At 66.1% G+C, this 22,097-nt stretch carries 15 protein-coding genes, 1 pseudogene and 1 CRISPR repeat array; of the genes and pseudogenes, 7 read left to right on the forward strand and 9 right to left on the reverse strand.

Translation table 11 applies throughout. From position 1 onward, the window contains the following. From QZ149_RS06180 to QZ149_RS06205, 6 genes are all read right to left on the reverse strand, one after another. A partial coding sequence (locus tag QZ149_RS06180) for a lipopolysaccharide biosynthesis protein (RefSeq protein ID WP_291450450.1) occupies nt 1–1,254 on the reverse strand: 1,254 nt, incomplete at its 3' end. Next, on the reverse strand, nt 1,251–2,150 hold the full coding sequence (locus QZ149_RS06185) for a LicD family protein (protein WP_291450451.1): 900 nt from the start codon (nt 2,148–2,150) through the stop codon (nt 1,251–1,253). The genes QZ149_RS06185 and QZ149_RS06180, both read right to left, overlap by 4 nt. A gap of 31 nt (nt 2,151–2,181) precedes the next feature. Further along, nucleotides 2,182–3,039 (reverse strand): LicD family protein, encoded by an 858-nt coding sequence (locus QZ149_RS06190; protein ID WP_291450452.1) that lies wholly within the window; start codon nt 3,037–3,039, stop codon nt 2,182–2,184. 56 nt (nt 3,040–3,095) lie between these two features. Further along, a complete protein-coding gene (locus tag QZ149_RS06195; RefSeq protein ID WP_291450453.1) occupies nt 3,096–4,070 on the reverse strand; it encodes a DMT family transporter in 975 nt (324 codons plus the stop codon). After that, nucleotides 4,067–5,902 (reverse strand): phosphotransferase, encoded by a 1,836-nt coding sequence (locus QZ149_RS06200; protein WP_291450454.1) that lies wholly within the window; start codon nt 5,900–5,902, stop codon nt 4,067–4,069. Before QZ149_RS06200 ends, QZ149_RS06195 begins: the two co-directional genes overlap by 4 nt. A 176-nt stretch (nt 5,903–6,078) precedes the next feature. After that, on the reverse strand, nt 6,079–7,278 hold the full coding sequence (locus tag QZ149_RS06205; protein ID WP_291450455.1) for a glycosyltransferase: 1,200 nt from the start codon (nt 7,276–7,278) through the stop codon (nt 6,079–6,081). 99 nt (nt 7,279–7,377) lie between these two features. Here QZ149_RS06205 and QZ149_RS06210 point away from each other — a divergent pair, with 99 nt between their 5' ends. Then, entirely contained in the window at nt 7,378–8,661 is a 1,284-nt protein-coding gene (locus QZ149_RS06210; protein WP_291450456.1) for an oligosaccharide flippase family protein, read from the forward strand. Nucleotides 8,662–8,744: 83 nt separating this feature from the next. Here QZ149_RS06210 and QZ149_RS06215 read toward each other — a convergent pair whose 3' ends face one another. Continuing rightward, complete coding sequence (locus tag QZ149_RS06215; protein WP_291450473.1) at nt 8,745–9,938, reverse strand: glycosyltransferase; 1,194 nt, start codon at nt 9,936–9,938, stop codon at nt 8,745–8,747. On the opposite strand from QZ149_RS06215, the gene QZ149_RS06220 reads away from it, so the two are divergent. The 3 genes from QZ149_RS06220 to QZ149_RS06230 all read left to right on the forward strand — a co-directional run bounded on the left by QZ149_RS06220 (nt 9,931) and on the right by QZ149_RS06230 (nt 14,833). Continuing rightward, the gene (locus tag QZ149_RS06220) at nt 9,931–11,235 is read left to right on the forward strand and encodes a nucleotide sugar dehydrogenase (protein ID WP_291450457.1); all 1,305 of its coding nucleotides are present in this window, start codon (nt 9,931–9,933) and stop codon (nt 11,233–11,235) included. The genes QZ149_RS06215 and QZ149_RS06220 overlap by 8 nt on opposite strands. Then, nucleotides 11,229–12,470, forward strand: coding sequence for a glycosyltransferase (locus QZ149_RS06225; RefSeq protein ID WP_291450458.1), 1,242 nt, complete (start codon nt 11,229–11,231; stop codon nt 12,468–12,470). The genes QZ149_RS06220 and QZ149_RS06225 overlap by 7 nt, the downstream gene beginning before the upstream one ends. Nucleotides 12,471–12,760: 290 nt before the next feature. Continuing rightward, the gene (locus tag QZ149_RS06230; RefSeq protein ID WP_291450459.1) at nt 12,761–14,833 is read left to right on the forward strand and encodes an N-acetylmuramoyl-L-alanine amidase; all 2,073 of its coding nucleotides are present in this window, start codon (nt 12,761–12,763) and stop codon (nt 14,831–14,833) included. Nucleotides 14,834–15,180: 347 nt separating this feature from the next. Further along, nucleotides 15,181–16,572: direct repeats of the CRISPR family, unit length 25 nt; unit sequence GGAGCGCCATAAGGTGCATTAAGAC. Nucleotides 16,573–16,926: 354 nt separating this feature from the next. Here QZ149_RS06230 and QZ149_RS06235 read toward each other — a convergent pair. Further along, the gene (locus tag QZ149_RS06235; RefSeq protein WP_291450460.1) at nt 16,927–18,354 is read right to left on the reverse strand and encodes a bifunctional dTDP-4-dehydrorhamnose 3,5-epimerase family protein/NAD(P)-dependent oxidoreductase; all 1,428 of its coding nucleotides are present in this window, start codon (nt 18,352–18,354) and stop codon (nt 16,927–16,929) included. Between the two features lie 197 nt (nt 18,355–18,551). Between QZ149_RS06235 and rfbA the strand changes: the two genes are divergently transcribed. The 3 genes and pseudogenes from rfbA to QZ149_RS06250 form a co-directional block, all read left to right on the forward strand. After that, nucleotides 18,552–19,424: a glucose-1-phosphate thymidylyltransferase RfbA gene (gene rfbA, locus QZ149_RS06240; RefSeq protein WP_291450461.1), complete on the forward strand. Its 873-nt coding sequence runs from the start codon at nt 18,552–18,554 to the stop codon at nt 19,422–19,424. Next, entirely contained in the window at nt 19,425–20,180 is a 756-nt protein-coding gene (locus QZ149_RS06245) for a glycosyltransferase family 2 protein (protein WP_291450462.1), read from the forward strand. Next, nucleotides 20,177–20,536 (forward strand): annotated as a pseudogene (locus QZ149_RS06250) (DUF2304 domain-containing protein); the annotation flags it as partial. The gene QZ149_RS06245 and the pseudogene QZ149_RS06250, both read left to right, overlap by 4 nt. Nucleotides 20,537–20,797: 261 nt before the next feature. Here the strand turns inward: QZ149_RS06250 and QZ149_RS06255 are convergent. Further along, nucleotides 20,798–22,018 carry a phosphotransferase gene (locus QZ149_RS06255; protein ID WP_291450463.1) on the reverse strand — a complete coding sequence of 407 codons (1,221 nt, stop codon included), beginning with the start codon at nt 22,016–22,018 and terminating at the stop codon, nt 20,798–20,800. Nucleotides 22,019–22,097 lie beyond the last annotated feature (79 nt).

Here is a 22,097-nt window from a genome sequence, read left to right on the forward strand (position 1 = left end):
GGCCAGGGACGCGCCCATCATGGCGAAAGAGCGCACGAGCGGCGCGGCTGCCAGGTAGGCGGTTCCTCCCGCGATCAGGAACGCCACGAGGACTGCACGCAGGCGGCGCATGGTCGCCAGCGCGTAGTAGAGGATGACGCCGGCCGCGTTGAGGGCACCACCGAGGACGAGCACCATCAGTTCGGGCACGTAGTCGGACACGTCCGTGCTGTACACGAGGGTCAGCAGGGGAGCGCCAATAAAGTAGGTGACGACGGCGACGAGCACGAATGCGCCCGCGGTCGTGACGAGGCCTCGGCGCACGATGGCGAAAAACTCGGAGCGCTTGCCTTCGGTCCAGCGCAGCGCCATGCGGGTCAGCAGCGGGCGGAAGACGAACAGGGAGAGCATGTTGATCGCGACCGCCGGCATGTAGATGATCGCGAAGACGCCGAGCTGCTCGTCGCCGAGGGCCGAGTGGATCGCGAAGCGCGGCGCGTTGGCCAGGTACTGGTTGAGGAATGCGGCGATGAACAGGGGGAGGCATTCCCACAGGATCCCGCCGATACCTCGCAGATTAAACGAGGGAAGCAGGGGAAAGAGGCCTCGCGCGGGCAGCCCGTAGGCGACGACCAGCACGAGGCAGGTGACCGCGAAGGTGACGAGCGTGGACAGGAGCAGGTCCTGGGTGAACCAGTACAGGCCCGACCACAGGAAGGTCGTGGTGAAGATGCGCGCGAAGCAGGCTTTGCCCGCGATGTCGAGGCGGCCCGAACGCTGGAATTCCGAGTAGTAGACGTCCTCGAAGGCGTCGAAGATGCGCAGGAGTGCCATAGCCGCGATGACGGTAAAGGCCGGGTAGGCGTCCTTCGTCGACGCGGTCCACGAGTGGTAGGCGATGAGGCCGACCATGACCAGGCAGGTGAGCAGGCGGGTCGACAGGTAGGTGCCGAAGTCGAAGCGCCGTCGCACGTCGGTGACGTGGAAGGTACGCACCTCGTACAGGCCGACGGTCTGGTACTGCTGGCCGATCGCCAGCGCCAAGGTGAACAGGCCGTACTGGGCGCGCGCGAACGTGTCGGTTGCGCCCGAGCGCATGATCGCCACGCCCATGATGACCACGGCCAGGCTGGACATGAGGGAGGCTGCGGTGTTCCACAGGTAGTCGCGTCCCAGCTGCCCGCGTGACTCGAGGGCCTCCTCGGTGGTTTCGACTGCGGTGTCCGGGTCCGAGGCCTCGGGCAGGGACGAGGCCGTGGTGTCCTTCTCGCTCACTCGTCTGCTCCGTCCTGCGAGTCGGGGCCGGGGTCGCACGGGCCAAACACGATGTGGAAGGGTTCGTGCGTTTCGCGGTCCTGCGGGTCCGGCACGCGCATGTAGTCGCCGTAGCCGCGGGTGAGCACGACGTCGTAGGCCGCCGGGATACGCACGGTGATGTCGTCGAAGGGGACGGACTTCGCGGGGAATAACTCGCCCTCCGACGCGCTCCAACGCCGGGGATCGCGCGTCGAAAAATCGCCGTACAGCGTCGTGCCGTCGGGAGCCATCTGCGGGTTCTCGCGACCCTTCAGGGCGGATCGCAGCCAGCGGCGGTACAGGGAGGCCTCGTTCACCCGCAGCGCCCGCATCCCCCAGTGCGCGCACGCCATGGCCGCCGAGGCCAGCTGGCGTGCCGGCGTGGGTAGCCCCGTTGGCGGGTTGGGGATCGAGCGCAGGAACATGAGGCGCGCCCACAGCCACGTGCCGCGCGACTGGGAGCGGAAACGCGCCGGGTCTGCCGCGATCTGGTCCAGGACGAACAAGTCCACGCCGATCGGCATACGGAAAGAGCGGTCCTTGGCGACCTTCGAGACGAACTCGGAGTCCTTCAGCCCCAGCACGCCGAAGCTGATCGGGTAGTTGGGGTGCGAGGCGGGGGACGCGATGAAGAACTCGTCCCCGAGGAGCGCAGGAGCCTCGGCAATGAAACGCTCGTAGTCCTCGCGCGGCATGCATACGTCACCGTCGTCGTCCCACGGGATGAAACCTTGGTGACGCACAGCGCCGATCGCTGTGCCGCCGTAGGCGACGTAGCGCACGCCCAGGAGGGAACATACGCGGTCAATCTCAGCCAGGCACCGCCTGGTGACGCGCTGGATAGCTGCCAGAGTTGCGGGATCTGCCGCGCTCATATTTCTCCGATCCTTCGATGGGACCTGGGGTCTACAGGGAGTCGGCGTAGGGGCCGAAGTCGATGACGGCTGCCTCGTGGTTGTACCGCTTCTCCGGCGGGGGCAGCTGCATGTAGTCGCCGTATCCGGCGCGCAGGAGCGAGTCGTACTCGTGCTGGATCATGACGGTGATGTCTTCGAAGGGGACATCCAGCGTCGGGAAGAACTCTTCCTCGCGCACGATCCAGTTCTGCGGGTCGCGCATCGTGAAGTCTGCGTAGACGCCTGTGCCCGTTCCCTCGTAGCGGCGAACCGCCTTTTCCCAGCGTTCTTGCAAGCTGCGCGGTGTTGCGCGCACGGCTTTCAGACCCAGGTGTGCCACGGTCGTCGCGGAGAAGATCAGCGCCTTTTTCCACGCGGGCGTGTTAATCAGGTGGGGGCGAGGCGTGCCCTGCAGGAAGAGGAGGCGGCCCCACAGCCACGACTGGCGAGACATCTTCCGGAACGCCTTCTCGTCGGCAGGAATCTCATCCAGGGGCAGAATATCCAGGAAGAACGGCATGCGGTACGTTGAGTTCTTGTCCGCCTCGGGGATCAGGAGCGTGCCCGGCATGACCATCTTCGTGAACATGAAGGGGAAGTCCTCGCGCGTGCGCGTGTTGTCCAGGCGGAAACGCTCATCCAACAGCGCGGGAGCTTCCGCCAGGAAACGCTCATAGTCGGCGCGCGTCATCATCACGTCGATGTCGTCGTCCCAGGGGATGAAGCCCCCGTGCCGAATCGCGCCAATCGCGGTGCCGCCGTAGACCGCGTAGGACACTCCGATGCGTCGGCACACCCGGTCCAATTCAGCCAGGATCAGCGTCAGGAGTTTTTGGACCTTGCGCAGGTCGGCGTCGGGCGTCGTCATAAGTCCTCCGAATACGACTAAGCGGGTGGACGCAAGCGCGCCCACCCGCCATTGTCTCATGCCTGGGAGCTGGTGACCTTCTCCGTGCGCTTGGGAAGCAGGTCACTCCAGTTGGACGTGGCCGCCAGGACCGTGCCCACCAGGATAACGATGCAGCACAGGACCTGGGTGGCCGTCGGAATCGTTCCCTGCAACACCAGGGCAAAGATGATCGCCCACGCCGAGTAGGAGATGTTCAGGGCCATGCCGCGCGAGGCACCGATGGCCGACAGGGCCTTGTAGTAGAAGAGGTACGAGGCCGTGCCCGCCAGGCCGGCGAGGGCCACCACGCCCGCGGACAGGGTCGCCAGCGAGTGCAGCGTGAAGCCGAAGACACCCGCGATGGGAGCGACGATGAAGAGATAGACCATGGCCGATGTCGTCTCGCGGATCTGCAGGGCCACCTCGTTATCCACGGCCTCGTCGCGCATGCCCCACGTGAGGATGACGGCCTCGGAACCCCAGCCGATCACGCAGGCCAGGGCACCGGCGACGCCCAGGATTGCGTTGCCGCCCTCGATCGGCTCCGCCGTCGCTGACCAGCCCGTCGCCACGATCGCGCCGAGCGCGACCAGCAGGGCAATGATCTGACGCGGAGCCATGCGCTCCTTGAGCAGGGCGAACGCCAGCAGCGTTCCCAGGGCCGGGTAGAACGTCGAGATAATTGCTGTCAGGCCGGGGCCGATGTTGTCGATCGCGATGAGGTAGCCGCTCATGCCGATCGGGCCACCCAGCAGGGCCGCCACGACAACTGACATGCCCGGGCGGGTGCGAAGCCCCTTCCAGGTGTCCTTCAGGCGACCGCGAATCGCCATGTAGACCAAGAGGATCACGGCGCACGCGACGTCGTGCAGGACCGCGCCCGCCAGCGCCGACTGGCCAAAGTCCAGGAAGGGGGTCATCGCTAGAGCGATCGCTAGCACGACCGTGTCGAGGCCCCACAGGGCACCCGAGAAAATACCGTAACGCTTGCCGCCGTGCTGAGTTTTCATGCCAGCTCACCCTCCTGGGAAACCTGCGCGCCCGAGGTCGCGGTGGCCTTGTACGAAGCGAGCAGGGAATCGATTGTGCGTGTCGCGTGCGAGTAGTAGATGTAGAGCCATTCGCCCACGTCGTCGCCTTCGGCCTCCTTGACCAGCGCCCACAGGTACCAGCACCAGCCGGCGAAGACCTCGTAGGCGAAGAAGTGGCGCGCCTCGCGCTCGGTGGGGGTGTGACCCAGGTAGTACTCGAGGGCGGCGGCCGCGCGCTCGCGGGTCATCTCCGCCGTGCACACGGTCATCGTGCCGAAGTCGGCTGCCATGTCCGACATGCCCGCGTACTCCCAGTCGATGAGGCTGATGTTGCCGTCCTTATCCACCAGGAAGTTCGGGGGGAAGAAGTCGTTGTGCGAGGGGACTTTATCGAAGCCGTCCGCGTCTGCGAAGGCCTTCAGACGCAGGACCTTGTCGCGCAGCTCAAAGTATCCGGGCACGTCGATCGGGCCGAAGGTCTTCAGGAGGCTCTCGTAGCGCAAGCCTTCGGTGACGAAGTCGAAGGAGCGGTCCAGGACTCGGCCGGAGGCGTGCAGGGCGCGGTCCATCTCCATGGCCGCTTTCAGTTCTTCGGGGCGGGTCACGTCCAGGTTGCGCACGTCGCGCACGAAACGCGAGAGCTTCCATCCCGCCGCCGGGTCGCCCGTGATGAAGGTATCGTCGATGCCGAGTTCGGCGGCCAGGTGCAAGCCGGCGAACTCTGCGCTGCGGTCCACGATCTTGTCCGTGCCGATGCCGGGGTGACGGTAGACATATTCGTCATCGCCCACCGTGAAGTGGCACGACAGGTTTGTGATGCCCTGCTTGAGGGGGTAGAAGTCGCGGATCTCCGACTTTGCGCAGCCCAGAGTCTCGACGATGTGGTCGAACACCTCGGAGTCGACGTTTTCGATGAACAGCGGATCGAAGTCGCGCAGCTCGTCGACCGAATCGAACTCGTGGATGACGCCGTCGGGGTAGCGGCGGATCACCATGTCGAACGACTTGATGTGATCCAGGTAGATGGACTCCCACAGCTTCGAGACTGTCTCGGGCTTGTCGTAGACCTGTTCGAGGATCTCGCGGAATGTCGTGGAGAAGTTGCGGTCGAAGTAGACGTGGCCGAGCATGACCCACGCGTCCTCGCCGCCCACGGTCGCGCCCGTGATGCGGTCGCCCGCGCCCACCTTGATGCACCATTCGTCGGTGGGGCCCTCAACGTAGTTGGCCGAGTAGTAGGACTTGTAGACGTAGGGTTCGAAGGGGTTCGTCGTGAAGTAATCGTCCGAGGAGCACACGTAGGTGTTGTCCAGGCGTTCCCTTACGCGCCACAGCGACCCGTTGTTGTTGCGCGTGGCGTACTCGCGGTTGACGACGATGTCGACGCCGTACTTGTCGGCCAGGTAGAAGAAGTATTCCTTCTTGTAGCCGACGACCAGCGCGATATTCGTGATGCCGACCTCGTGGAGCTGACGAATCTGACGCTCGACCAGGATCTCGCCGCGCACCTTGAGCGTGCCCTTGGGACGCTCGTAGCTGATGGGGGCGAAACGTGAGGAGAGACCGGCGGCCATGATGACGGCACCCGTGACGCGATAGGGTTCCAGTGCTGCGCGTCCCGCCTCGGTGATTGCGCGGTCCTCGATGTAACCGGCGGCCTCGCACTCGCGTGTCGCTGTGTTGACGCGGCCCAGGCTCATGTCGGTGGCCACGGACAGCGCGCGCTGCGTGAGGGCTGCACCCTCGCGAGCAAGAGCGGTCAGGATGTTGAATTGGGGTTCGCTGAGAGTGCCAACGTTCGTCGCGGGCATGCGATCACCTTTCGTTCACGGGAGATAGCTGAGCGCTACGTGTTCGAGCGTAGCATTCATAATGCTAATTATGAACATATGGTGGTGGTTTCCACAAGGTCGATGTTCAGCTCGTGGTCTGGCGAATCTTGACAGATCGAAGCGCGAGGTCCGTGGGCGTCCAGCGCTCCGCAGTATTACTCGTCTGACGCTGTGCGACAGTTGCGCAGCGATGAACCTGTCAGCTCATCGTAGACAGCGCGCAGTTGATCCACCGACCCGCGCAGTGAGCGCTCAGCATCCACCCACGCGCGGCACGCCGCCGCGCGATCCGCGCGCTCCTCGTCCGACCACGCCAAGGCCTCGTCGATGGCGCAGCCCAGGGCATCCGGCGTGCGTTCGCCGGTGAGCAGCGAGGCTCCTGGCGCGGTCATCTCCGGCGTTCCGCCCGTGCGATACGCGACGACGGGCACGCCGCACGCCTGCGCCTCCAGCAGCACGAGGCCTGCCGCCTCCTGTCGCCCCTGCGTTGGCTTCGTCGGCAGCGCCAAGACGCGGGCGCGTCGCATCCACTCGCGTACGCGCTCGCGCGCAAGCGGGCCGGTCAGCGTTACGTGCGCAGGGACGCTCGCACGCAGCAGGGAGGCCAGCGGGCCGTCGCCCACCAGCACCAGGCGGTGCGGGCGGCGCTCGACGAGAGACGACGAGGCGCGCACTAAGTCATCCACGCCCTTCAGGCGGCTGAGCGCCCCTACGAACAGGACGATCGGAACCTCGGGCGAGTCGGCCCCCTCGGCGGCGAGGTCGTGGTCCCCCTGAGGGACGAGGTCGGGGCGCGTTCCCGGGGACAGGCCGGGGAAGGGGGTCCACCACTGCGTGTCCACGCCCTGATAGTGCACGCTCAGCCGCGCCGGATCCGCGCCCGCACGAAGCGCCACATCCGCCAGGTAACGCGACACCGCGAGGAGGCGCGTCGCACCCTCGAAGGCTGCGCGGCGATTACGGGCGTTCCACGCTGCGCCCAGGCCTCGTCCCAACCTCGGGTAGGCGTCCCCTCCGTGCAGCGTGACGACCAGCGGCACACCCGTCTCCCGCGCCGCCCCCACGGCCGGCAGAGACCAGGTGGCCTGATGCTGATGAATGACGTCGGGTCCCCACGAGGAAACAGCGCGGCGCATCGCTCCCAGGCCTCGTGCCTGTGAGGTCACCCGAAGCGGCAGAGCGGGGGAGAGCGCGCCCGGGGCGGCCTCGTGGATGGGAAGCGTCACGCTCGGATCACTCACCCGAGCCGCCAGCGTGAACACCCGCCAATCCCGCTCCGGCATCGCGCGTGCGTGCGCGAGCGCGAAGTACGTCGGGGGAACCAGCAGAGTTCCCTTCGTCAGAGCGACCTTCACGCGACGCCTACGAGACTGCGGGCGCGCGGCGCGGACACGAGGGAGGGCATGCCCCCATCCTACGGGCTGAGCGCCGCGACCCGGTGATTTAATGAACCCATGCCGAACGTCCCCGCCCCACCCGCGCACACGGGCGTGCTACGCCAGGTGCTCACGCTCCTGAGCGGCACCATCCTCGCGCAGGTCATCGCGTTCGTCGCCCAGATCGGCATCGCGCGCCTCTACACCGACGCGGACCTGGGATACCTGGGCATCTTCACCTCCGCGGCCACGCTCGGCGCGGCCATCGCAGGCGCACGCTTCGACCTCAGCATCGTCCTGCCCGCCCCGGGGGACGAGGCCTCGGCGCGTTCCCTCGTCCGCCTCTCCTCGCGCTGCGTGCTGGCCGCCTCCGCGCTGGCGACCCTGACCGCCGCCTGCGCGTGGCCGTGGGTGTCCGCGCGATACGGGAGCGCGCTCGCGGGCTGGATGCTCGCCGTCGGCGTGTCCGTCCTGTTCCTGGCGCAGGGGCAGGTGTGCTCTTACTGGTTGACGCGGCACCGGCGTTTCCAATCGATCGCGAGCTCGTCGGTCGTGCGCTCCCTCGGTATCGCTGCCCTGCAGCTGGTGTGCGGCTGCGTCGCTGGCGGGGGCCTGGGCGCAGCGATTGGTGCGACGATAGCGGGCCAGGGCATCGCCGTCGCTTATCTCTCCTGGCGCGCCCGTGACGCCCGCGCGGCCGAGGCCTCGGATCCCTCCCTGCGTGCCGTGGCCTCCCGCTACCGGAAGATGGCGCTCGTTGGCGTGCCCAACGTCGTCGTTGACGCGCTGCGCACGAGCGCGATCCCCATGCTTATCGCCTCCTATTCCGTGGCCGCCCTCGGGCAGTTCAACATGGCATGGATGGCCCTGCAGGCTCCCGTCGCCCTCATCGCCGGTGCCCTGTCGCAGGTCTACCTGCCTCGTCTGTCGGACACCTCGCCCGGGGACATGACCCGTGTCGTCGTGCGAGTCGGTGGCACCGCCCTGGGACTCTCCATTCCCGTTTTCGCGCTGCTCGCGTGGATTAGCCCCTGGCTCTTCCCCTTCGTGTTTGGCGCGCGTTGGGAGGCCGCCGGGTACTTCGCGCGGTCCCTGGCTCCGTGGCTGGCCCTGACCGTCGCAACCTCTCCGCTGTCGAACGTGTTCGTCGCGACCTACCATCAGCGCCGGATGCTGGCCTTCGCGTGCGTCTACTGCGCCGCGCCGCTGGCGTGGCTCGCGGTCAGCCCCTACGGGATCGAGGCAACGGTCGCCATTCTCGGCACTCTCATGGCTGTTCTGCTGGTGGGCATGCTCGTCATGGCCTGGGTGACTGCGCGCCAGTATGACCGCGGGGACGGGACGCGGCCTCAGGTCGTGTAAATGCTTGGCTGACCTCGTGAAATGCTTGTGAAACGGGTGTGAAACGTCGCCCAGCAGCGTGAAACGCGCGTGAAACAGGAGCCTCAGTGGCTCCGCGCGGCGAGCGCCCGCTCGTAGGCCTCTCGCAGACGCGCGGCCCCCTCCTCCCACGTGGGGATTACCGGGGGCCTGAAAGCGTCGATGTTCTCTCGCGTGATGCGGTCCAGCGCACGCACGAGGTCGTGCTCGGGGTCCTCCAGCACCCACGTGTCAGCCTGCTCACCCAGGTAGCGGCGGGCCTCGGCCAGGGGAGAACACAGCGCGGGCATACCGGCCGCGAAAGCTTCCATCATCTTGTTGGGCGTGGACAAACGGTGCGACAGGCACCCGGACTCGATAAGGCACAGCGCCACGTCAGCCCCGCGCGTCATGGCGAGCACCTGGTCCGGTTCCACGGGCGGCAGGCGGTGGATGTTTGGGTGTGTCGCCGCGGCCCGCTCGACCTCGGGCAGCAGGGCCCCCGCGCCGACGAACACGACGTGTACGTCCTCCACCTGCGCGAACGCGCGCAGAATCAGCGCAATATTGCGCCCCGGTGCCAGGTATCCCGAGTGCAGGTACAGGAGCGCACTTTCCGGAACGCCCAGCTGCGCGCGCAGATCGATGACCCCGTCCGCGCCCGTCGGCGCGTTCGTCACCACCACGGGATCCACGCCCGGGTAGGTGTCGCGGTACCACTGCGCGATCGACTCGTTCACCACGGACACCACGTCTGCGCGGCGGATGTAATGGCGCTCGATCACGCGTTGGAGGCGTTGACGCAGCCCTGCCGACCCCACCGTTTCTGTCTCCAACTCGTGCGCGTTATAAGCAAACACCGCGCCCGTGCGCCGCGCCAACGCGTGCGTGAGGGGCAGGAGGAACAGGTTCTGCGCGGAAACGGCCGCGACCCGCTGCCTCGCGAACCGCCGGTACACGCGAGCACCCCACGCCCCGACGACCCGCACCCCGCCCAGGGGCGCACCCAGCGAGGCACCCCGGATCCGCGTGAGGTGCACGGTGGGGGCCACGGCCTCGTCCGTGGGAAGGCCGCCCTGATCGATACCGACGATGCGCGTCTGTGAGAAAAGCGGGGACAGTGAACGCGCGATCTTCACCAGCCGCCCGGGCGAAGCTAGGTTGGACGGGTAGAGCAGGAGATTGAGCGCGCGATCCACGCCCCCATTGTAGGTGGGGTGGGGCACTACACTGGGGGTGATTGACGAGGCCAGAGCCAGAAAGGGGAGCCGCATGCGGATCGCGGTCGTCGGGATGGGCAAGATCGGGCTGCCGCTGGCGGTGCACTACGCGCGCCGCGGGCACAGCGTCGTTGGCGTGGACGTGAACCCGCAGACGGTCGCCCTCATCAATGGGGGAGAGGAGCCTTTCCCGGGCGAGGCGCACCTGGCCGAGTACCTGCCTGCGCTTATCTCCTCCGGCGCGCTGCGCACCACGACCGACTACGCTGAGGCGGTCCCCGGTGCCGACGCGGTCGTCATGGTCGTTCCCCTCGTCGTGGACGCCGAGAGCCGCCCCGACTTCACGATCATGGACGCCGCGACGCGTTCCATGGCCGCGCACCTGAGTCCTGGCACCCTCGTCTCCTACGAGACGACCCTGCCCGTGGGCACGACGCGCGGGCGCTACAAGCCCCTCATCGAAGAGGTCTCCAGCCTGGTCGAGGGCCGCGATTTCGACGTGGTCTTCTCACCCGAGCGCGTCCTCACGGGGCGCGTCTTCGCGGACCTGGCCCGCTACCCGAAGCTCGTGGGGGGCCTCAGCGAATCCGGCGAGGCGCGCGGCGTCCGCTTTTACGAGGCCGTCCTCTCCTTCGATCAGCGCGACGACCTGCCGCGCCCCAACGGCGTGTGGCCTATGGGTGGGGCGGAGGCCGCGGAGATGGCCAAGCTCGCCGAAACCACCTACCGGGACGTCAACATCGGCCTGGCCAACCAGTTCGCGCGCTACGCGGACGCGGTCGGCATCGACGTCGCGCGCGTCATTGAGGCCTGTAACTCGCAGCCCTACTCGCACATCCACCGGCCCGGCATCGCGGTCGGCGGGCACTGTATCCCCGTCTACCCGCGCCTGTACCTGGCTGGCGACCCGGACGCGACGGTCGTGTCCGCCGCGCGCGCCGCGAACGCCGCGATGCCCGCCTACGCGGTCTCCCGCGCGGCCGCTCTGCTGGGATCCCTGTCGGGTCTGCGTGTCGCCGTCCTGGGTGCCGCCTACCGCGGCGGGGTCAAAGAAACCGCCTTCTCCGGCGTCTTCGGGGTCGTCAGCGCGCTGCGCGAGGCCGGGGCGCAGGTGAGCGTTCACGATCCGTTGTATTCCGACGACGAGCTGGCAGCCTTCGGATGGGACGCCTACCACCTCGGCGAACCGGTGGATGTCGCCATCATCCAGGCCGGCCACGCGTCATATCGTGACCTGACCCCCGCCGACCTACCCGGCGTGCGCCTCCTCGTCGACGGCCGCGCCATCACGTCCCCCGAAGCCTGGGCTGGCACCCCGCGCATCACCATCGGTGGGGGAGCCTCGCCCGCATGCTAGTCACCCTCGCGACCCGCACGTTCACGCCAGAACCGACCGCCGCAGCCCTGCGCCTCGGGGCGCTCGCGCGGGCGCTCGCAGCCGGTGGAGATCGCGTGCGCGTCCTCACCTCGCGGCTTGCCCCCAGCGTCGCCCGCGACGCCGCCGCTGCCGCGAACCGTGCCCCCTCTCCTTTCCCTGGCAAACGCCCTGGGGGCAGCGCGACCCCGGGTGCGCCCGTGGGCGCAGGAGGCGATGAGGGCGGCCACGGCCTCGTTGAAATAAGGCGAGCGCCCGTGCTGCGCGACCGCACCGGGGCCGTGCGCGGGTACGTGTCCTATCCGTCGTTCGACGTGCCGCTTATCACGCGGCTGCTGACCGGGCCACGCCCGGACGTGGTCGTCTCCGAACCCCCGCCCACGACCGGCGCGGCCGTGCGCCTGGCGTGCGCGGCCCGGCGTATCCCCTACGTGTATTACTGTGCGGACATCGTTTCCGACGCCGCCGCCCTGGCCGGCGTGGCGCGCCCGGTCGTGCGAGCAGTCGCCGTACTCGAAGCCTTCGCGCTGCGGGGCGCTCGCCGCGTCATCGCCGTGTCCGACGGGGTAGCCCGCCGCGCGAGCGAGCTGGGTGCCGCCCGCGTCACCGTCGTTCCCAACGGCGTGCGCGTGCCCGAGGCCGTGGCTTCCGGTTTGCCCGCAGGATTTCCCACCTGCTCCGGTCCCGTCTTCGTCTACGCGGGCACGGTCGCCCATTGGCTGGCCCCCGAGGTCTTCATCGACGCCTTTGAGCTTGCTCGTGAGCGCCTGGGGGATGCGTGCCTCGTGTTCGTCGGGCAGGGGAGTGGCTGGGAGGACCTGGCCGCGCGCGCCCGAGGCGTCGCGGGGGTGAGATTGCTGCCCGCCGTCAGCGCCGACGAGGCCGACCGGTGGATGGCTCGCGCCACCGCCACACTGGCATCGCTGCGCCCGGGCGGCTACGACTACGCCTACCCGACGAAGATCCTGGCCTCCCTGGCGCAGGGAACGCCCGTCATCTACGCCGGACCCGGGCAGGCCGCGCGCGATGTGCGTGAGGGCGGACTCGGGGTGGTGTGTGCCCTCGACCCCTCTCAGGTCGCCGAGGCCATGGTGGCCTTCGCCTCCGATTCCGTGCACTGGGTGGGGGCTGAACAGGCGCGCGCCTGGGTGCGTGAGAATCGTTCCGTCGACGCGTCCTCGCGGGCGGCGGCTGCGACGGTGCGATCAGCCCTCTGAAGTCGGCCTTCTGCGGATTGGGGTGCTGTCGCACGCGCAGCGTGCTTCAACGGTGAGGCGCGTGCGCTGCCTCGGGTGCCGTTGTCCTCGCTGGACGAGCGCGACCCGGCCCGGGCCTCGTTCCAGTGCCCCTTACACGAGGGCGTGGCAGCGCGACGACCGTGTCTCATAACAAGCAAAAGTATGGATGCGGTTCATGTCAGTCCATCTGTGCATCCCTTTTCACATTTACAGTTACAACATAAGTAACTACAATCCCGAGTGTCACATTAGCAACCTGAAGGATGACTATGCGATCTCCGTGGAGGACACTCGCAGCCGGGCTTGCCCTGGCGCTCGGCGCTGCCGTCGCGGCCCTGGTGCCGCCCGCGCACGCGGCCAACGGCATTATCATCGCCATCGACCCCGGGCATGGGGGTTCCGACCCTGGCGCAGTCGCCAACGGCCTGCGAGAAAAGGACCTGACCCTCGCGGTCTCCCTGGCTCTCAAAGAAGAACTCGAGTCCTACGACGGCGTCACCGTCGTCATGACTCGCGAGACGGACGTTCGTCCGTCCGAAAACCTCAGCACCGACCTGTCGAGCCGCGTCGATACGGCAGCAGCCGCCGACGCTGATGCGCTCGTGTCGATCCACTTCAACTCCGCCTCGCCCATCGCGCACGGCGCGGAAGTCTGGTACGGCAATTCCTCGTCCTACAACTACTGGACCCACACGCAGGGCCGGACGCTGTCCAGCAACATCCAAAACCAGCTCACCGCGCTGGGCCTCGCGGACCGCGGCATCAAGACCCGCGACAACGAGTACTACGACTACCCGGACGGATCCACGGGCGACTACTACGCGATCATTCGTCAGGCGCGCGAGGAAAACATGCCCGGCATCATCGTCGAGCACGCCTTCGTGACGTCCTCGTCGGACGCGCAGAAACTGCACGACCCCGCGTTCGTTCGCTCCCTCGGTGTCGCTGACGCGACCGGCATTGCTCAGACCTACGGCCTGAGCAAGGGCACGTGGGAGAAGTCAGGTGACTCGTGGCGCTTCGTGCGCGACGGCAAGGCTAAGACCGGTTGGTTCTCGGCGGGCGGTCGCTGGTACTGGGCGGACTCTGACGGCCGCACGATCCGCGGATGGTCCACCATCAACGGACGCCGATACTTCTTCGACGAGTCAACCGCGATGGTGACGGGCTGGAAGAAGGACAACGGCAAGTGGCACTACTTGCGTCCCCAGGGCGACATGGCCACCGGCTGGGTCAAGGACGGTCGCTCCTGGTACTACCTGGATGGCCAGGGCACCATGGTTACCGGCTGGCTCTCTTACCGCGGCAGCTGGTTCTGGCTGGACAATTCCGGCGCGATGGCTGTTGGATGGACGAATATCGGCAATGACTGGTACCTCTTCGAGGATGACGGTCGTATGCTCACCGGCTGGCAGCTGACCGAGGACGACCGAGAGTGGTACTACATGCGCGCCAACGGCGTGATGGCCACAGGCTGGCTGCTCGATGGCGGCAAGTGGTACTACCTCGACGGTGAAGGCATCATGAAGACCGGCTGGGTCAAGGTCGGGGCCGACTGGTTCCACATGAACAGCTCGGGCGTCATGAGCACCGGTTGGCTCAAGTCGGGCAACTCCTGGTACTGGTTGGACCCGGCCTCGGGTGCCATGGCGACCGGCACGAAGACCGTTGAGGGCCGCGAGTCTTCCTTCGCCTCCTCCGGCGCGTGGCTGGGCTACACGGACGGCAGCGGCGCTCCCGCCGCGAATGCCGACTCCCAATCCGGCTCGCGTGACGCGGTGACGAACGCGGAGGGCCAGCGCCTCATCATGACCGCGCCCATGGCCTCGCGCTCCGAGGTTGTCGATGACATGGTCGCCGCGTGGAACGATGCGGGCCGCCCCTACCCGTCGGAGCTGGCTGATGGCGGCGCGAGCACGATCCGCGAGTTCGCGGGCATCGTCTACGACGAGGCCGTGGCCGAGGGCGTGTCCCCCGAGCTGGTGTTCGTCCAGTCCATGAAGGAGACCGGCTGGCTGCAGTACGGCGGCGACGTCAAGGTCGATCAGTTCAACTTCGCCGGCATCGGCGCTGTTGGCGGCGGCGCTGCGGGAGCAGACTTCCCGGACGTGCGCACCGGCATCCGCGCTCAGGTTCAGCACCTGCGCGCCTACGCGGACCCGTCCGCGTCCGCCGATTCGCTGGCCTACCCGGTCGTGGATCCGCGCTTCTCCTACGTGCGTAAGGGTGCGGCCCCCGTGGTCGAGTACCTGGGCATCCAGGAGAACCCGAACCACACCGGCTGGGCGGCCGCCCGCGGGTACGGCTACGACCTGGTGTCTATGCTGAACGCGTACTTCTAGGGGTTCATGCTCTGTCACGAGGCCGGGGTCCGTCGCGCTGCACAGCGCGGTGGGTCCCGGCCTCTGTGTGTGGGATCGGGCATGTGGGCGGCATTCGGGCATGGGTGAGGTTAGTCAGCTGCTTGGCGTGTGGCGTGGTGCATGCGTGGAGTGGCGCGACACGCCGGCGCGAGCGTGAGTTTCCGGGGCGGGACGAGTGTTGTTGGCCATCGGTGGCGATGCGCCGTATTGCAACGAAAAGTCTGCTAATCTGACGTCGTGCATGCGGGTCGGATTCGTGCTTTTTCGACCCCTGGCGATCCGAGGTGTCGTTTCCCCTGGTCACAGCAGGTGCGACACGCCGGGCTGTCAGAAAGCATGGAGCGCCATAAGGTGCATTAAGACGTGTCATGCGGGGATTCCTTCGAGGGTGATCAGGCTGGTCAGAAAGCATGGAGCGCCATAAGGTGCATTAAGACCACGATGCCTGACACCTTGAGCTGCATCGGGGTACCACGTCAGAAAGCATGGAGCGCCATAAGGTGCATTAAGACGTGGAAACCTTCACGCTCAGCCCATTCTCTAATACGCAGTCAGAAAGCATGGAGCGCCATAAGGTGCATTAAGACATTTTTCCGCGTGAGCTTGCGGAGTGAGCGCTGGTGGTCAGAAAGCACGGAGTGCCATAAGGTGCATTAAGACATTGTCAGAATGTTGTCCTGGTCGCCGCCGTTTGACACGACGGTCAGAAAGTATGGAGCGTCATAAGGTGCATTAAGGCGATTGCGGCGCACAATCATATTCTCGAACATGTTGGACGTCAGAAAGTGCGGAGCGCCATAAGGTGCATTAAGACTTGGCTTTATCATTGTTGCCAGGGAGGGAGACCTCAGAAGTCAGAAAGCACGGAGCGCCATAAGGTGCATTAAGACGTTTCAGACATCTTGCGTCCGGCCTTGGTCTGGATCTTGGTCAGAAAGCGCGGAGTGCCATAAGGTGCATTAAGACCCGTCCTGAGACGCGTAGCCCGCGTGCTCGATCTGGTAGTCAGAAAGCATGGAGCGCCATAAGGTGCATTAAGACTAGGAGAACGCAAACTTAGCGCGCTCCTGCTGACCGATGTCAGAAAGCACGGAGCGCCATAAGGTGCATTAAGACGATCACGCGGCCACCTCATTTCCTTCTTTCTTCCTACGTCAGAAAGCACGGAGCGCCATAAGGTGCATTAAGACTTGGTGGAGTAGATCGCGACGGGGACCGGGGTTCCGTCAGAAAGCACGGAGTACCATAAGGTGCATTAAGACATATTGACCGTGCCGTCGCGTGTGACATGCCAGGCCCCGTCAGAAAGCACGGAGCGCCATAAGGTGCATTAAGACATGGCTCGCAGTTCACCCATGCAGATGTTCTCCAAGTGGTCAGAAAGCGCGGAGCGCCGTAAGGTGCATTAAGACCGCTGACCGCGATTGCTGCCGGTGTTGCAAACGCCGCGGTCAGAAAGTACGGAGCGCCATAAGGTGCATTAAGACCCGCAGTCATCCACGGGGCACCAACCAGTCAATCAGGCCTGGTCAGAAAGCGCCGAGGGCTATAAGGTGCATTAAGACCCGTCGGCCATCTTGGTGGGGAACTGCATGAAAGCCTTGGTCAGAAAGCATGGAGCGCCATAAGGTGCATTAAGACTCAAGCGCCTGAACGAGCGTGAACTTGAAGGTTTCCGTTCGTCAGAAAGCATGGAGCACCATAAGGTGGGCGGTGTTGTTGCCGTGTGCGGATCGCGGCATCAGCCGGGTGGAGTGCTGCTATCCCGTGCTTTCGCGGATAGGTTGTTCGCAGACGGATAGGTTATGCGCTTGCGGATAGGTTAATAAGCTATCCGCGTGTTCGTTACCTATCCGCGTGTTCGTTACCTATCCGCGTGTTCGTTACCTATCCACGTGCGCGTTACCTATCCGCGTGCGCGCCCCGGTGACCCAACCACGGCCTCGTCGTCGCGAATCCCCGAGATTGCCGCGAGCCACCCCGAGGCACACAGAAAGAGCACACAACGAACGCAGGTACAGCAAGGCCCCGGGCGCTCGCGAGAACGAAACGCCCGGGGCCGAACCACGCAATCAGCTGCGCAGCGACGCCACGTAGGTGTCGATGCGCTGCGAGGAATCCGCAGGCGTGAAGCCCGTGGCCTCGATCTTCGACAGGTCCAGCGTCGAGGACAGAGGACGAGGCGCAGCCTCGCGGCCCGCGAAGTACTCCTCCGTGGTCACCTCCGCGACATCCTCGGGGTCGCGGCCGCACAGTTCGAAGACGCGCTTAGCGACCTGCGCCCAGCTCATGACCGGCCCCTCGCCCGACAGGTTGTAGACGCCGTAGGGAGCCTCATTCGTCAGCAGGTGAATAATTCCCTGCGCCAGGTCGGCGGTGAAGGTCAGGCGGCCCACCTGGTCCGACACAACCGACGGGGAGATACCGCGATCCGCCAGGGACGCCATGGTCTTGATGAAGTTCTTACCGTCGCCCACGACCCAAGACGTGCGCACGATGTAATGCTTCGGGGTCGAGGCCACCGCCGCGTCGCCGCCCGCCTTCGACTGGCCGTACGCGCTCAAGGGGGAGGGGGCCTCGTCCTCGACGTGCACCTCCTGGGTGCCATCGAAGACGTACTCCGTCGAAATGTGCACGAGCGTCGCGCCGTGCGCCGTCGCCTCGCGAGCCAGAACCGCCGGACCCGTCGCGTTGGCCTCCCACGTCGAGCGGCGACCCTCCGGGGTCTCCGCGCCGTCCACGTTCGTCCACGCGGCCGCGTTAATGACCACGTTGATCTCGTCCCACGGCAAGGCGGCCACCTGCTCGGCGTTCGAGATAGACACCTCCGGCAGGTCCACGCCCGTAACCGTGAAACCCGCCTCAGGCAGGACACGCATGAGTTCGCGGCCCAGCTGGCCGTTCGCACCCGTCACAAGCGCGCGGCGACCCACGGGGGCGGGCGCAGGGAAAGGCGTCACGTCCGCCATGCGCGGGTGAGCCTTGTCCTTATCCGACAGAATCGCCCGCTCCAGCGGAATCGGCCAATCCACGGCCGCCGTCTCATCAGCCAGGTTCAGGAACGTGTACTTCGCATCCGGGGACCAGTGATCGTTCACCAGGTACGTGTACGCCGTGTTCGGCTCCAGCGTCTGATACGAATTACCCACGCCCTTGGGCACGAACACCGCGACGCTCGGATCAATGATCGTCGTGTACACCGTGCCGAACGAGGGTCCCTCGCGCAGATCCACCCACGCGCCAAACACGCGACCGGTCGCGACCGAGACGAACTTGTCCCACGGCTCCGCGTGAATGCCCCGGGTCACCCCGACCTCGTCGTTGAAAGAGATGTTGTTCTGCACCGGCTGGAAGTCCGGCAGACCCAGCGCGACCATCTTCTCGCGTTGCCAGTTCTCCTTGAACCAGCCTCGGTTATCGCCGTGAACGGTCAGGTCGATGCGCAAAAAGCCGGGGATCGGCGTAGTCGTGATCCCCAGGGGCTTAGCAGTGGGCGCCATTGTTCTTCCTCTATGTGCGTGGGTATCGTACGGACGTAACAATCCATAAAGATACTATCCGATCCGCGCACCACCAGTGGGGGTACTGCGTCCCATTGGCGTGTGTGGGGCCACAGTTGTGCAAAAATATCGTCACATAGGGATAATTATTAGTGATGCGCGACCCACACGAGGACGCGCCGGGAAGCGGAGGCAACATGAAAGGCATCATCCTGGCAGGCGGGTCCGGCACCCGACTGAACCCGATCACGCTGGGGACATCAAAGCAGCTGGTCCCCGTCTACGACAAGCCGATGATCTACTACCCGCTGTCGACCCTCATGCTGGCAGGCATCTCCGACGTTCTGGTGATCACCACGCCGCACGACGCGCCGTCGTTCCACCGCCTGCTCGGTGATGGCAGCCAGCTGGGCGTGAACATCTCCTACGCCGTCCAGCACGAACCCAACGGCCTGGCGCAGGCCTTCGTGCTCGGCGCGGACCACGTTGGCAACGATGCCGCGGCGCTGGTCCTGGGCGACAACATCTTCTACGGCCCCGGCATGGGCGCGCAGCTGCGCCGCCACGTCGACCCCGACGGTGGTGCCGTGTTCGCCTACCACGTGTCCAACCCGCGTGCGTACGGCGTCGTCGAGTTCGACGAGGAATTCAACGCCCTCTCGATCGAGGAGAAGCCCGAGAAGCCCAAGTCGAACTACGCGGTGCCCGGCCTGTACTTCTACGACAACGACGTGGTCGACATCGCCCGTAACCTCAAGCCGAGCGCGCGCGGCGAGTACGAGATCACCGACGTCAACCGCGCCTACCTGGAGGCCGGCAAGCTCAAGGTTGAGGTCCTCCCGCGCGGCACCGCGTGGCTCGACACGGGCACGTTCGACTCCCTCGCTGACGCCACCGCGTTCGTGCGCACGGTCGAGGCCCGCCAGGGCATGAAGATTGGTGCCCCCGAAGAGGTCGCGTGGCGCATGGGCTTCATTGACGACGAGGGCCTGCGCCAGCGCGCCGAGCCTCTGGTCAAGTCGGGTTACGGAGCCTACCTGCTCGAGCTCCTCAACCGTGAGGGCAACTGAGTGTCGCGCCCGAGTGCTAACTCTCGCCTCCTGATCGTCATCCCCGCGTGGAACGAAGAGGCGGTGCTGGGAGATGTCCTGGAGTCCGTGAAGGTCGAAAAGCCGTCCTTCGCGGACATCCTGGTCGTGTCTGACGGGTCCACGGACGCCACCGCTGCGATTGCGCGCGCGGCTGGCGTGGCCGTGCTCGACCTGCCGCTCAACCTGGGTGTCGGTGGCGCGATGCGCGCTGGCTTCCAGTACGCGCAGCGCATGGGCTACGACTACGCCTGCCAGCTTGATGCGGACGGCCAGCACGACCCGACGGAGATTGAGACGCTCATCGAGACGGCCTCGAGTGAGCACGCCGACGTCGTCATCGGCTCGCGTTTCGCGGGCAAGGGCGACTACCAGGCCCGAGGCCCGCGCAAGTGGGCGATGAACCTGTTTTCGGTCATCCTCTCGCGCGTGTGCCATACCCGCCTGAGTGACACGACCAGCGGCTTCAAGCTCTACGGGCCGCGCGCCCTGTCGCTGTTCGCACACAACTATCCGGCGGAGTACCTGGGTGACACGATTGGCGCTCTCGTCATCGCAGCCCGCTCCCACCTGGTGGTGCGTGAGGTCGGCGTGCAGATGCATCCGCGTGCGGGCGGTGAGCCGTCACACAACCCGATCAAGTCGGCGCTGTTCCTGGTGCGCGCGACCCTCGCCCTCACCGTCGCGTTGACTCGACCCGGCGAAAAGATTGCCCAGGCTGAGGAGGAGAACGCATGAGCCCCACCTATGTGCTCGGACTGGTTTTCGCGGGCATCATCTTGGTCACCGTGTTCGTCAAAATGCGCAACTCGGGTCTGAAGGAAAGCTACGGCCTGTGGTGGTACTGGATTGCGTTCTTCACGGCGCTCCTGTCCCTGTTCCCGCCGATCCTGAAGTGGACGGCGTTCCACCTGGGTGTCGTCGTTCCGCTGAACCTGGGCTTCTTCGTGGCGGGCGTGGTCCTGCTGCTCCTGTCCCTGCGTTTCTCGGTGGACCTGTCGCGAGCGGATGAGGATCGTCGCCGCCTCACTGAGGAGGCCGCGATCCTGCGCCTTCAGGTTGAGCGCCTGGAACGTCGCGTCGAAGTTCTCGAGGGGCGTGCGTCCTCGCAGGGCGAGTCTGGTGCCTCTCAGGCGGCGTCGTCCTCTCACGATAAGGCCGCCCCTCAGGGGAAGAAGCGCAAGAAGAAGCGCTGAGCGGCCAGCCGCTGCCTTGATGCACGAGGCCGGGGTCCGTCAGGTTGAGATGCCTGACGGACCCCGCTTCATGTTGGTGGGCGCGCCCATGGGTGGGAGCGTGGCATGTGTGCCGGCGCGCTCGCAAGGAATGCGCGGCGGTCGCGGCATCCGGATCGCCTAGGAGATAAGCGTCCCGTCGGGGCCGAGGCGCAGGCGCTCGGTCGGCGCAGCCGGGTCCACTTCGCGTTCGGCGAGCTTGCGGGCCACGGCAGATTTCTTGCGCGCAACGGGCTGCGTCGACGCTCCCGTCTCGGGTCCGTCCTGCGCGGCGTGAGCAGCGCGATCCCGCCACTTGATGGGCCGAGAATTGGAGGCAGTACCCTGGGAGGACGAGCGGGACGACGCTGATTCGGAGGGGGCGCGGAAGGCCTCGTTGATGGAGGCGGATCCCATGGCGGCAGCGTGCGAGGGCAGCAGGGGTTCCCCGTTCAGGTCGACGGCCAGGTCAGTGAGCATCGCGCGGGCGTCATCGACGATGGTCTGGTCCTCGGCGTGCAGGCCGTGGACCAGCCAGCGTACGAGCGCGATCTCGGAAAGGAGCTGAGCTCGCGTGAAAACGTGCAGGTCGATGGCGCGGCGCTCATGTCCATAGGTCTCACAGAAACGCTCGAGGAACGCATCGGAGGCGGTGGCCTGAATCCACGCAATATCCAGGGCCGGGTCACCCACGTGCGCGCTGGTCCACCCGCCGATAGCGACGACCGATCCGCGATTAACCGACAGGCTGCGCTCCTGGATGTCGCCGTGGACGGGGGCCGACGGGAAACGCCACAGTGACACGTCCTCGAGGGCGGCCTCCCAACGGTTCCACAGGGATGGAGAGATCGTGACCTCGCGGGCGGCCTCGTCGAGCAGAGCGAGGTTACGGTCGCGGCACTCCATCGCTGTGTACGTGGGCAGTCCAATCGAGGAAAAGACCGTCTGCGGCAGGTTGTGCAGGGCTGCCAGAGCGCGCCCGAGCGAGGCCGGCAGCAGCAGGTCCGTGTCGAGGTCCTCGTCCGTGGGCGCGCGCCCGCCTGGATCGCGGTGCACGTACACACTGCCTCCGCCGCGAATCTTGGCCTGCCCGGCCAGTCGCGGCACGTCGAAGGGGATGTAGTCGTGCTCGAAGGCCTGGCCTAGGCGGTCCAGAATCCCCGACGTGGCCTCGAGAGCGGGACCGGAGACCTCCTCGTGGGGGCATGTGACGATCCAGCGGTTGCCGGCGACGTCTTCGATGCCGGTCACGGAAGCAAGTTCGTCGCTGTAACTCGGCGGGCGCAGGGCGCTCACGCGCAACCCGGGCATTGCGGAGGTAGCCAGCGCGGCCAATTCGAGGGCGCTCTTGGGACTTGTCATTCTCTGAATGTATCGCTCCGACCGCCCGGTTGTGGCCCCCCGCGCGGGTGTGCGCCTGATTGTGGGACAGCGGTTTGCT

Origin of the sequence: Actinomyces sp. ICM47, assembly GCF_905369875.1 — a bacterium.
Classification (GTDB): Bacteria; Actinomycetota; Actinomycetes; order Actinomycetales; family Actinomycetaceae; genus Pauljensenia.